This is a genomic window from Heyndrickxia acidicola, assembly GCF_001636425.1.
Lineage (GTDB): Bacteria > Bacillota > Bacilli > Bacillales > Bacillaceae_C > Bacillus_AE > Bacillus_AE acidicola.
This window is the reverse complement of record NZ_KV440953.1, coordinates 1628040-1640602: the sequence shown is the minus strand read 5'-3', so window position 1 is coordinate 1640602 and position 12563 is coordinate 1628040. Positions and strand designations below refer to the sequence as shown.

The 12563-nt window shown below is 39.1% G+C and carries 11 protein-coding genes; all 11 read left to right on the top strand.

The genetic code is table 11. The annotated features are described in order from the left end of the window. The first annotated feature begins 289 nt into the window (after positions 1-289). The 11 genes from A5N88_RS07700 (at position 290) to A5N88_RS07650 (ending at position 12496) form a co-directional block, all read left to right on the top strand. Positions 290-1012 carry a GntR family transcriptional regulator gene (locus A5N88_RS07700; RefSeq protein WP_066264581.1) on the top strand — a complete coding sequence of 241 codons (723 nt, stop codon included), beginning with the start codon at positions 290-292 and terminating at the stop codon, positions 1010-1012. 60 nt (positions 1013-1072) lie between these two features. Then, a complete protein-coding gene (locus A5N88_RS07695) occupies positions 1073-2134 on the top strand; it encodes a BMP family lipoprotein (RefSeq protein ID WP_066264579.1) in 1062 nt (353 codons plus the stop codon). 176 nt (positions 2135-2310) lie between these two features. After that, positions 2311-3846: an ABC transporter ATP-binding protein gene (locus tag A5N88_RS07690; protein ID WP_066264577.1), complete on the top strand. Its 1536-nt coding sequence runs from the start codon at positions 2311-2313 to the stop codon at positions 3844-3846. Next, positions 3839-4882 carry an ABC transporter permease gene (locus tag A5N88_RS07685; RefSeq protein WP_066270344.1) on the top strand — a complete coding sequence of 348 codons (1044 nt, stop codon included), beginning with the start codon at positions 3839-3841 and terminating at the stop codon, positions 4880-4882. Before A5N88_RS07690 ends, A5N88_RS07685 begins: the two co-directional genes overlap by 8 nt. Further along, positions 4883-5842, top strand: a complete 960-nt coding sequence (locus A5N88_RS07680) for an ABC transporter permease (protein WP_066264576.1) — start codon at positions 4883-4885, stop codon at positions 5840-5842. A 250-nt stretch (positions 5843-6092) separates the two neighbouring features. Then, positions 6093-7361: an EF-P 5-aminopentanol modification-associated protein YfmF gene (gene yfmF / locus A5N88_RS07675; protein ID WP_066264575.1), complete on the top strand. Its 1269-nt coding sequence runs from the start codon at positions 6093-6095 to the stop codon at positions 7359-7361. Positions 7362-7364: 3 nt separating this feature from the next. Beyond that, entirely contained in the window at positions 7365-8651 is a 1287-nt protein-coding gene (gene yfmH / locus A5N88_RS07670; protein WP_066264573.1) for an EF-P 5-aminopentanol modification-associated protein YfmH, read from the top strand. A 175-nt stretch (positions 8652-8826) separates the two neighbouring features. Beyond that, complete coding sequence (gene ymfI, locus A5N88_RS07665; RefSeq protein ID WP_066264571.1) at positions 8827-9549, top strand: elongation factor P 5-aminopentanone reductase; 723 nt, start codon at positions 8827-8829, stop codon at positions 9547-9549. Between the two features lie 103 nt (positions 9550-9652). Then, complete coding sequence (locus A5N88_RS07660; protein WP_066264570.1) at positions 9653-9910, top strand: DUF3243 domain-containing protein; 258 nt, start codon at positions 9653-9655, stop codon at positions 9908-9910. 871 nt (positions 9911-10781) lie between these two features. Beyond that, positions 10782-11573: a DUF3388 domain-containing protein gene (locus A5N88_RS07655; RefSeq protein ID WP_066264568.1), complete on the top strand. Its 792-nt coding sequence runs from the start codon at positions 10782-10784 to the stop codon at positions 11571-11573. Positions 11574-11590: 17 nt separating this feature from the next. Further along, positions 11591-12496: a helix-turn-helix domain-containing protein gene (locus tag A5N88_RS07650; protein WP_066264567.1), complete on the top strand. Its 906-nt coding sequence runs from the start codon at positions 11591-11593 to the stop codon at positions 12494-12496. Positions 12497-12563: the final 67 nt, after the last annotated feature.

The window sequence follows — 12563 nt, the reverse complement described above, 5'->3', positions numbered from 1 at the left end:
TTTCTCCGTCTTCTCCCTGTGATAAGTCAACATCAGCTCGTAAAAAACCTCGCTGTGTTTCCTTATCTCAGTCAAAGACTGTGAAATCCGTACGCCGATGAACGAGGCGCTTGCGCTTTTCTACATAAAAAAGATTGATTATTCTATTTATAAAATGAAGTCGCCTTTTTTCGACAAAATGTAATAATTTTGTTTCTAAATTGAAAAAAACATGATATAGTATTTTCGGTTAGTAGGAAAAAAACATCAGAGGTCTGATGTCTTTAGAAAGATTGGTGGGATTCCTCTTATGTCAATAAGAACAGATAGTAGACATTTATATCTGCAGGTCATGGACAGGCTAAAGGATGATATAAAAGCAGGCGTTTTCCAAGAAAATGAACGTTTGCCATCGGAATTTGACCTGGCTAAACAGTTAGGGGTCAGCAGGGCCACTTTACGGGAGGCACTTCGCGTCCTTGAAGAAGAGAACGTGATTACCCGCCGTCATGGTGTTGGAACCTTCGTAAATCCTAAGCCGTTATTTTCTTCAGGGATAGAACAGCTTTACAGTGTCACTGAAATGATTGCAAATGCAGGCATGGAACCCGGCACAATCTTTTTAAGCCAAACGACCCAATGTCCGACTGAGGAGGATATCCGCCGTTTTTCTTGTGAAAGGGAAGATGAGATTGCTGTTGTTGAGAGGGTAAGAACTGCGAATGGAGAACCGGTGGTTTACTGTATTGATAAAATGCCGGTTAAGCTATTTCCTAGGGATTTTACGAACCGGGATATCTCTTTCTTGAAAATACTCGAGGAAGATAACAGAAAAATCACACATGCTGTGGCGCAAATTGAACCTGTTGGTTACCACGAAAAAATTTCGCCAATTTTGGAATGTGATCCGGAAACTGCCCTCTTAGTGTTAAAGCAGCTTCACTTTGATGAGAAGGACGAGGCGATACTATACTCTGTCAATTTTTTTAAAGCGGATAAATTCAGCTTTCATGTCTTAAGAAAGCGTATATGAATCGATCACTTTAAAACGCCTACTAGTTTTAATCAAACAAACCATTAGGGGGTACTCATTTTGAAAAAGCGTAAAATCGGGTTAGCGTTGTCATTAGTTCTAGCGGCAGGAACGCTTTTAAGTGCTTGTGGAAGCGATCAAGGGAAATCTGGGGACAAAAGTAAATTTTCGGTTGCACTAGTAACAGACGTAGGCGGCATTGACGATAAATCCTTCAACCAGTCTGCATGGGAAGGGCTGCAAAAATTCGGTCAGGACAATAACATGAAAAAAGGTACTGGTGGTTACACGTACTTCCAATCTAATTCAAGCTCTGATTATACAACGAACCTGAATGCCTCCGTACGTAATGGTTTTAATCTTACATATGGAATCGGCTACAACCTGACACCTGCAGTAAAGCAGATTGCAGCACAGCGTAAAAATGATGATTTTGCCATTGTGGATGATGTGATTACAGGGCAAAACAATGTAGCGAGCATAACATTCAAGGAGCAGGAAGGATCATTCCTTGTTGGGGTAGTAGCAGGATTAACAACTAAAACCAACAAAATTGGCTTCATTGGCGGAACAGACAGCGATCTGATCAACAAATTTGCTGCCGGCTTCCAAGCTGGAGTTAAAGCAGTAAATCCAAAAGCCAATGTACAGATTCAATTTGCCGGTGCATTTGACAACGCCAGCAAAGGACAATCTATGGCAGCTGCCATGTATCAAACAGGCGATGATATTATTTATCATGCTGCCGGCGCTACCGGAATTGGTGTATTTACTGAAGCGAAAAACCTCAAACAACAAGACCCAAGCAGAAATATTTGGGTTATCGGTGTAGACCGTGACCAGTACGACGAAGGTAAAGTGACAGTCAACAACAAGCAATATGATGTAACACTGACATCAATGGTTAAACACGTAGATAAGGCTGTAATTGATTTATCCCAAAAAACAAAAGACGGCAAATTCCCTGGCGGACAACAAATTGAATACGGTTTAAAACAAGGGGGAGTTGGCATCGCTCCATCTACTGAAAATATTTCAAAAGATGTGTTAAAACAAGTGGATGATTGGAAACAAAAGATCATCAACGGACAAGTTAATATTCCGACAAAACCAACAAATTAATTCTTTTGCCTCTGTTCTTCCAGAGAAGGCAGTTTAAGTCTGTCTCTGGAAGAACCTTAAATGAAAAACAGAAGCTTTTCTATTTTTCATTTAGGGTTAGTAAAGAGTGCACGCTTTGCTTAATTTCTTTTGTACTACGTATTACAAGTCTGTTACCTTACAAGGAGTGGATAAGGGTGGATTATGTTATTGAGATGCTGAATATACGCAAGGAATTCCCTGGCATCATAGCAAACGATAATATCACTTTACAGTTAAAAAAAGGGGAAATACATGCTCTGCTCGGTGAAAATGGAGCAGGAAAATCCACATTAATGAATGTTCTTTTTGGTCTTTACCAGCCTGAAAAAGGAGAAATTCGTGTAAATGGATCCCGTGTTGCCATTACCAATCCCAATATAGCAAATGATTTAGGTATCGGAATGGTCCATCAGCATTTTATGCTGGTAGATAAGTTTACCGTCACTGAAAATATCATTCTAGGGAAAGAGCCAAAATCCGGCGGAAGGATAGATATTAAAAAAGCTGAACAAGAAGTTAGAGAGATTTCAGAAAAATACGGATTATCAGTCGATCCTAAAGCTAAAATTGCTGATATCTCAGTTGGTATGCAGCAAAGAGTTGAAATATTAAAAACATTATATCGGGGTGCAGACATCATTATATTTGATGAACCAACTGCTGTTTTAACACCTCAAGAGATTAATGAATTGATTCAAATTATGAAAACCTTAATTAAAGAGGGCAAGTCGATCATTCTTATTACTCACAAGCTGAAAGAGATTATGGAAGTGTGCCATAGAGTGACTGTTATAAGAAAGGGCAAAGGGATTGGTACAGTCAATGTGAGCGAAACCAACCCAAATGAACTTGCCAATTTAATGGTCGGCCGTGAAGTATCCTTTAAAACGGAAAAGAAGCACTCCATCCCAGGGGAATCGATACTGGAAATAAATGAGCTGGTAGTGAATGATTCAAGGGGTGTCCAGGCGGTAAGAGGATTGAATTTAACAGTTAGGGCAGGAGAGATTGTCGGGCTCGCTGGGGTAGACGGAAATGGACAATCCGAATTAATTGAATCCATTACGGGTCTTAGAAAAGCCGTTAGCGGCTCCATTAAGGTAAATGGGAAAGACATTCTAAACTTAAAACCTAGAAAGATTACTGAAAGCGGAATCGGTCATATTCCGGAAGACCGGCATAAGCATGGATTAGTATTGGATTATACCATTGCTGAAAATATTGTTCTCCAAACTTATTATCAGAAACCTTATTCAAAAGGCGGATTTTTGAATCATAAAGAAATAGTTAAAAAGGCGAAAAAAATAATAGAAGAATTTGATGTAAGAACGCCAAGCGAAGAGACAAAAGCTAGGTCTTTGTCTGGAGGAAATCAGCAAAAAGCCATAATTGGCAGGGAAGTTGACCGAAACCCGGACCTCTTAATCGCAGCACAGCCCACAAGGGGGCTGGATGTCGGTGCAATCGAATTCATCCATAAACGCCTAATAGAACAGCGTGATCAAGGCAAGGCTGTTCTGCTATTATCATTCGAGCTGGATGAAATTATGAATGTCAGTGACCGGATTGCCGTTATTTTTGAAGGGAATGTAGTGGCGATCGTCGATCCAAATCAAACGTCTGAAACGGAGCTGGGCTTGCTGATGGCAGGGTCAAAACAGAAGGAAGCGGGTGAATTTGGGAATGTCTAATCGTCTAGTAAATTTATTAATTCCTGTTATTGCCGTCCTATTAGGAATTATTGCAGGAGCGATAATAATGCTTATTAGCGGGTATAACCCGTTAACAGGCTATGCCGCTCTTTGGGATGGTGCTTTTGGACAAACGTTTTATATTGGTGAAACCCTCCGTCAGATGACTCCTTATATATTTGCTGGTCTTGCAGTAGCCTTCGCCTTTAGAACGGGGTTATTCAATATTGGCGTCGAAGGGCAGCTTTTAGTCGGCTGGATTGCAGCTGTATGGGTAGGACTGGCTTTTCACCTTCCTAAAATCATCCACCTGCCTTTAGCTATTCTGGCAGCGGCTGCTGCCGGAGCAATTTGGGGGTTCATACCTGGAATTTTAAAAGCACGTCTTAGAGTTCATGAAGTTATTGTCACGATCATGATGAACTATATTGCACTTCAGGTCACAAACTATATTGTACGTAATGTCCTTTCAAACCAGGGTGATATTACCAAAGACGTACCAAGTTCTGCATCGTTAAAATCCAATTTTCTATCCAGTATCACAGATGACTCCACTTTACATAATGGAATCTATCTTTCTATTATTGCGGCAGTTATAATGTGGTACTTGCTTGAAAAAACAACTTTGGGCTTCGAGTTAAAGGCTGTCGGGTTTAATCAGCATGCATCTCAGTATGCAGGGATGCATGTGAATCGCAATATTATCTTATCTATGGTTATTTCCGGTGCCTTTGCCGGACTCGGCGGTGCCATGGAAGGACTGGGAGAATTCGGGCATGCTGCACTAAATAATACTTTTACAGGAATTGGTTTTGATGGTATAGCTGTTGCTTTATTAGGAGGAAACACAGCACTTGGGGTTGTGCTTGCTGCTTTATTGTTCGGTGCTTTAAAAGTAGGGGCGTTAAATATGCCGCTTCAATCCGGTGTGCCGACTGAACTGGTGGACATTGTCATCGCTCTTATCATATTTTTTGTTGCATCAAGCTATATGATCAAGTGGTTAATCACTCGATTTAAAAGGGAGGTAAAATAAATGAGCTTAATGACAGCGCTGGAGATAATTATTTCTGCTTCTCTTTTATCGGCTGCACCTTTAATTTTCACTGCCCTGGGAGGCGTTTTCTCGGAAAGATCCGGTGTAGTAAATATTGGTCTTGAAGGCTTGATGATTATTGGTGCTTTCAGTTCTATAGTGTTTAACTTAACCTTTGGAAAATCTCTTGGAGGTGCAGCTCCATGGCTTGGATTAGTGGTGGCGATGGTGGCGGCTGGTTTATTTGCTCTTTTGCATGCAGTAGCGGCGATAACCTTTAGGGCAGACCAAACAGTAAGCGGTGTTGCCATTAACTTTTTAGCGTTGGGTCTTGCTGTATTCCTTGTAAAAAAATTATACGGAAAAGGTCAAACGGACTTTATCGTAAATAATTTCAAACAAGTCGATATTCCTGTTTTAAAACACATACCCATTATTGGGGATATTTTCTTTACCAATGTAACCTATCCATCTTACCTTGCTATCATCATGGCCGTGGTTGTGTGGTATATCATCTATAAAACACCCTTTGGTTTAAGGCTCCGTTCAGTTGGAGAACATCCAATGGCGGCTGACACCATGGGAATCAACGTGGTAAAAATGCGATACTTTGCCGTTGTGCTTTCAGGAATATTTGGCGGACTTGGCGGTGCGGTTTATGCCCAGTCCATTACACTGAATTTCAGTTACTCTACGATTTCTGGACAAGGTTTCATGGCGCTTGCAGCCATGATCTTTGGAAAATGGCATCCGCTTGGAGCGATGGGCGCGGCTCTATTCTTCGGCTTTGCCCAAAGTTTAAGTATAGTGGGGGCGGATATTCCGTTTATGAAGCATATACCTGATGTTATTTTATTAATAGCACCTTATGTGTTGACAATTCTTGCTCTTGCAGGCTTCATTGGCAGAGCAGACGCACCAAAAGCATCAGGACAGCCATATATTAAAGGCCATAGATAAAAGTGAAAGACTCCCTCTTAGGAGTCTTTTTTTTGCTCATTCAGTTGAGAGAATAATCTCAAAACCTGGGGGAGAACAGGCAGATGTTTGAAATGGTGAGAATAAGCGCAGAGATTCCTTCCTGTAAAGGCAAATACTTGAAGGAATTGTTTAAAAGAATGTATAGTAAGAATAACTTCATTCCAAAATAGTATTATGAAGTAAGCGGCAATTTATGCAGCAGCATCCTAATTTATAAGGAGGAATGGTTATGACGGTAAATGAAATAATCAAAAAGAAAAATGGATTTAATTTACATATTGTCAAGACGAGTAAATATAAAACAAATACACTTATTTGGAAAATGAAAGCCCCTTTAACTTCAGATACAGTAACGTTAAGGGCGCTGCTGCCAAATGTCCTCCAAAGCAGTACGAAAATATATCCCACTACCACCGCGCTGCGATCTTATTTAGATGATTTGTATGGAGCCGGTTTTTTTGTGGATCTGGCCAAAAAAGGGGAGTATCATGTTATTTCCTTTACAATTGATATAGCGAACGAAAAGTTCTTGAAGGATACGACTCCTTTGCTGAAAAAAGGAATCGACTTTCTGTCAGAGGTTCTGCTGAATCCCAATGCAGAAAATGAGGCATTCCATGCAGAAACGGTGGAAAAAGAAAAAAGGACTTTAAAACAAAGAATTCAATCCATTTATGATGATAAGATGCGTTATTCAAGTGTACGCCTTGTAGAAGAGATGTGTGAGGGAGAGCCATATGCACTTGAAGCAAATGGTGAAAAGGAAAGTATTCATTCTATTACTCCGGAGTCCCTTTATCAATATTATAAAAGCGCGTTAAACGAAGATGAGTTGGATTTGTACGTGATTGGGGACGTAGAAGAACATGAAGTGGAGGAATTTTGTGAAAGATTACAATTCGAGTCACGCACTCCACAGGTTGTTGAAACCAGGAAGCAGCATCAAGTTGAAAAAGTAAAAGAAATTAAGGAGACACAAGAGGTTAAACAAGGGAAATTAAATATTGGCTTCAGAACCAACATTACCTATGGTGATCCAAATTATTTTGCTTTGCAAATGTTTAATGGAATATTTGGAGGATTTTCACATTCAAAGCTGTTTATTAATGTACGGGAAAAAGCGAGTCTCGCCTACTATGCTGCAAGCCGCCTTGAAAGCCATAAAGGCTTGATGATGGTAATGAGCGGAATTGAGAACAAAAATTATAATCAAGCCGTTACCATTATTAACGAACAATTTGACGAAATGAAAAAGGGGAATTTTTCAGAGGATGAAATAAAGCAGACCAAAGCGGTGATTAATAATCAGCTATTAGAAACTGTTGATACGGCAAGAGGTCTGGTTGAAATTTTGTATCACAATGTGGTGGCAAAACAGGATTTAAAATTTGAGCTATGGATTGAAGGAACTGAAAAGGTTACAAAAGAACAAATTGTTGAAACAGCGAAAAAGATTGAAATGGATACTATTTATTTTTTAACAGGAGCGGAGGAATAAAGAGTGAAAAACATTGCCTTTGATCAATTAACAGAAACGCTTTATTATGAAAAAATGGATAATGGTTTAGATGTCTATATTCTTCCAAAGCAGGGGTTTAATAAAACCTTTGCGACGTTTACGACTAAATATGGTTCAGTTGATAATGATTTTATTCCCCAGGAGCAAAAGGAATTTCACCACGTTCCAGACGGAATTGCGCATTTTTTGGAACACAAGCTGTTTGAAAAAGAAGATGGTGATGTATTCCAGCAGTTCTCAAAGCAGGGTGCATCTGCAAATGCCTTCACGACATTTAACAGAACAGCGTATCTATTTTCAAGCACTAGCAATGTGGAGAAGAATCTGGAAACGTTGATTGATATGGTCCAAAGTCCGTATTTCACCGAAAAAACTGTTGAAAAAGAGAAAGGGATTATTGGACAGGAAATCACCATGTATGATGATAACCCGGATTGGAGACTTTACTTTGGGGTTATTGAAAATATGTATAAACATCACCCGGTTAAAATAGACATAGCCGGTACCATTGAATCCATCTCCCATATTACAGATAAGCTTTTATATGAATGCTATAACACGTTTTACCATCCAAGCAATATGCTCTTTTTTGTAGTAGGTCCGGTTGATCCTCAGAAAATTATGGATCTGATTAAAGAAAACCAAAGTAAAAAAGATTATACAAAGCAGCCAGATATTCAAAGAAGATTTGAAGCTGAACCTCCAGAAGTTGCTGAAAAGAAAAAAGTACTAAAAATGAACGTGCAAACTCCAAAATGTCTAGTTGGAGTAAAGGCAATGGATACGGAACAAAGTGGAAAAGAGATGCTTAAGAATGAACTAACGGTGAATGTTCTGTTAGATATACTTTTTGGGAAAAGCTCGGATCTTTATTATGCTCTGTACAATGAAGGACTGATTGATGAATCCTTTTCCTATGACTATACCCAGGAATCGGGCTTTGGTTTTGCTATGGCAGGTGGAGATACGGATCGGCCTGATGAACTGGCAGAACGCCTCAAAGGCTATATGCTTGAAGCAAAAACAGGAAAGCATTTATCAGAAGCAGCACTGGAGCGCACCAAGAAGAAGAAAATTGGCGGCTTTCTTAGACAATTAAATTCACCTGAGTTTATTGCAAATCAATTTACTAGATATTCCTTTAATGAAATGAATTTGTTTGATGTTGTACCAGTGCTTGAGGGAATAACCTTTGACGAATTAAAAAAGACAGCTGATCGCTTTTTTGCCGAGGAACGTTTCACGGTATGCCAGGTTGTTCCTAAATAATCTAAACAATGGTCATTTCATAGTATGAAATGTGCGAAACTACTTTTATGTACTGACTGAAAAAGGAAACATTCTGCAAAAGTGTTTGCGTTTGTTTCCTTTTTCGCTGTAAAATATGCCGAACCAAGTAATAGGAACGTATATGTTTAAAACAAGATTGGATAGGAGATCAATGGTGAAAAAATTTGCACTTATAACTGGAGCCAGCGGAGGGATTGGCAGAGCTGCCGCTGTAAATTTGGCGAAAAAAGGATGGAATCTTTATCTTCATTATCATCAAAATAAAACTGAAATGGAAAACCTGCTTAGAGAATTAAACGCATACAATCTTGATCTTATACCCATTTGTGCCGATTTAACAACAAAAGCGGGCATTCAGGTTTTACTTGAAAGTATCTTTCAAATTGATGCTGTTTGTTATATAAGCGGAACTTCACATTATGGCTTATTTGAAGAAACAAGTGAAGAAATTATGGATGAACTCTATCTCCTGCATGTAAAAGCTCCAATGGTCATTGTACAAAAGCTGATGCCTAAATTAATGAGAAACCATTCCTCCCGTGTTCTATTGGTCAGTTCCATATGGGGCCAAACTGGTGCTTCCTGTGAAGTGGCCTATTCTGCGGCAAAGGGGGCGCAAATTTCGTTTGTCAAAGCGCTCAGCAAAGAAGTAGCGAGAAATGGGGTTCTGGTAAATGCCATTGCACCGGGTAGTGTACGGACAGCTATGCTTGATTCGTTTACTGAGCAGGAATTAATTGATTTACAAGAGGATATTCCGCTGGGACGACTAGCAGATCCTTCAGAAATCGCAGGGGCCATCACCTTTCTTTTATCTGATGATTCCTCCTATATTACCGGTCAGGTCATTGGAGTAAATGGCGGCTGGTATACGTAAGAGGATTTGGCAGGGCTTCATTTTTTTATTTTATTTTTAATGTATAAGGACATTCCTTCTGAAGCAAAATATTATCGAACAAAAATGAAGGAGGTCAAAATACATGTCTGTTTTAGAGAACTGGGATCAATGGAAAAACTTCTTGGGTGACCGCTTAAATCAAGCGCAATCAGAAGGTGTAGAGGAAGAAACCATTAACGGTCTTGCTAAACAAGTTGGTGACTATCTTGCTGGACAGGTGGATCCAAAGAACGAACAAGAGCGTGTTCTAGCGGATCTTTGGTCCGTTGCATCTCCTGATGAACAACAAGCAATTGCCAGCATGATGGTGAAGCTTGTAAAAAATAATGGTACTCATTAATTGAACTGTTTAAACAAGAGGATGACTCAAAAGGCGGTTATAAGCGGCCTTTTGAGTCACCTCTTTTTTTTGGACAGAAAAAGCGGGAAAAGAAAAATTGATGCGAATAATAGCATGGTGTCTATCAGCTAAGCAGAAAGAACAGGCAGGTCGAATTGCGCTGAGCATATCTAGTATTACCCGAAGATCGTTTGAATTCAACGTTGATTAGAGTGGAAGGCAAAAGACTCCTGCGGGTCTTCCTCTGGCCCGCTGATCCCGCACGAGTCTCGTACCTTCCACTTCAATCAACTTTGGATTGAGATCAACAATTGGATTTAAAATAGACATGGGAAGTGCCCAAGTCATCTTGCTGGCAGAGTGCAATGAATGTCTGAGTTCATTCCAAAAGCTGATTTGAACTAAAAGTTAATCTAAGCCAAAAGAAATACTTGCAGTGGAAACCAACAAGCAAAAAAAAGTTGCTGTAGACAAGGTCACTTGGCATCATTGCACCATATGGAACAGCCTCTTTTTCTATGTTTAGGAAACCGGTTATATTGGTTGTTATAATGGCTCTAATTTTTGTTGCTTTTGTCGAGGCATTGTTAATGCATTTGTTTAATGCTAATTAAAATCACTGGATACTCAAAACACCCTTCTTATTGTCTGGTGCTGTTCATCTTGTCAGTTGACCATTGAAATTAAATCTATTCGCCAATGAGCAAGGCGCTTGCACATTTATGAGGTGAAAATTTGCCAATTAAAGAACTTTGACGAAAACGCACGAAGAAAAGCATATATGAGATGGTTTTCCCTTTCATCTTTTTTGAAAATCATTTATTATATAATCTAGATGCTTAAAAAAAGTTTTGAAAATTGGAGGGTTTATATGGATCGTAAAGAGTGGTATTTAGAATATGAAATTCAAATAAACCGTCCAGGTCTCTTAGGGGATATATCTTCTTTATTAGGTATGCTTTCGATCAATATCATTAGCATTAATGGTGTGGAAGACAATAAAAGGGGATTATTGCTTCTGGTAAAGAGTGAAGAGCAGATTGCCAGACTGGAATCAATTCTGCAAACGATGGAAACGATAAAAGTAACAAAAATTCGCGAGCCAAAATTAAGAGATAAATTAGCCGTGCGGCATGGAAGATATATTCAACGTGATCAAGATGATAAGAAAACCTTCCGATTTGTCCGGGATGAATTGGGAATTCTTGTTGATTTTATGGCAGAAATATTTAAACAGGAAGGGCATAAGCTTATCGGGATCCGGGGGATGCCGCGGGTAGGAAAAACAGAATCGATTGTTGCAGCAAGTGTTTGTGCAAACAAAAAATGGCTGTTTGTTTCTTCTACGTTATTAAAGCAAACCATTCGAAATCAGTTAATTGACGATGAATATAGTGAAGATAACCTCTTTATAATTGATGGAGTTGTATCTTCAAGAAGGGCAAATGAGAAACACTGGCAGCTGATACGCGAAATAATGAGAATACCTGCTGCAAAAGTGATTGAACACCCTGATATTTTCGTTGAAAATTCAGAGTATTCTTTGGAGGATTTCGACTATATTATTGAACTTCGGGATAACCCAAACCAGGAAATTACATATGAGGTAATACAAAAGGATCCCTTTTTTTCTGAAGAAGGATTCGGGGGATTTGATTATTAGATTGGCGGTGTTTTAATTTGAGTGAATTAGGAGCTCGGCTGAAAGAGGCAAGAGAGGCTAAAGGGCTTAGTCTTGATGATCTCCAAAGGATGACGAAAATCCAAAAGAGATATTTAATAGGAATTGAAGAAGGAAATTATGGTATGATGCCCGGTAAATTTTATGTCAGGGCCTTTATTAAGCAATATGCAGAAACGATAGGTCTTGATCCTGAACAGCTTTTTGAGGAGTATAAATCTGATATACCGGTAGCCTATAATGAGGATCTTCCGGATCAAATGATCTCTATTTCTCGTGTGCAAAGCAGAAAATCAGTATCCAATAATACATCTAAAGCATTTAACTTTGCCCCAACTATATTTATTGTAGTTTGTATCATTGCAGCGTTCTTTTTGATATGGTATGTTGTGACAAAAGTAAGTTCAAATCATGTAGAAAAACTGGGGCAAAACAATACTCAGCAGCAAATGAAGCTTCAGGAGACGGGTAAAGCAACTCAGTCTGCAAATAAATCTGTTTCATCAGGAAGCACTACTTCATCGAAACCGAAAAGTACGAACTCTGGAAAATCTAAGCAGCCTGCTCCTTCAGCTCAGAATTTATCGGTTTCTGGGACAAGCGGAGTGAATACTACAACATATAAACTAAAAGGAACAAAGGATTTTAAAGTTACACTTAAGTCTACAGGACAGACATGGGTAAACATGAAAAACGGAAAAGGGTATTCCTATTTCCAAGGTATGCTTTCGAACGGCAAAAGCCAGTCAGTGGATTTTTCAAAAGAAACAGAAGCTGTTTTAACAATTGGAAGAACAACGGAGACTGAGGTCTATATTAATGGCCAGAAGTTGAAATATGACATACCTCCTTCCAAAAGTGTAAATCAGACTTTAACAATTCAATTTGAACCTTCCACAACTTAATAGTCATCTAAATGATGGCTATTTTTCTTTTAGCTCTATGATGATGAATTAAGTCTGTTAAGGGGCT

Bases quoted from the DNA above. Each gene is read 5' to 3' on its own strand.
- A5N88_RS07700 (WP_066264581.1), top strand. From the start codon at position 290: ATGTCAATAAGAACAGATAGTAGACATTTATATCTGCAGGTCATGGAC.
- A5N88_RS07685 (WP_066270344.1), top strand. From the start codon at position 3,839: ATGTCTAATCGTCTAGTAAATTTATTAATTCCTGTTATTGCCGTCCTA.
- A5N88_RS07680 (WP_066264576.1), top strand. From the start codon at position 4,883: ATGAGCTTAATGACAGCGCTGGAGATAATTATTTCTGCTTCTCTTTTA.
- yfmF (WP_066264575.1), top strand. From the start codon at position 6,093: ATGACGGTAAATGAAATAATCAAAAAGAAAAATGGATTTAATTTACAT.
- A5N88_RS07660 (WP_066264570.1), top strand. From the start codon at position 9,653: ATGTCTGTTTTAGAGAACTGGGATCAATGGAAAAACTTCTTGGGTGAC.
- A5N88_RS07655 (WP_066264568.1), top strand. From the start codon at position 10,782: ATGGATCGTAAAGAGTGGTATTTAGAATATGAAATTCAAATAAACCGT.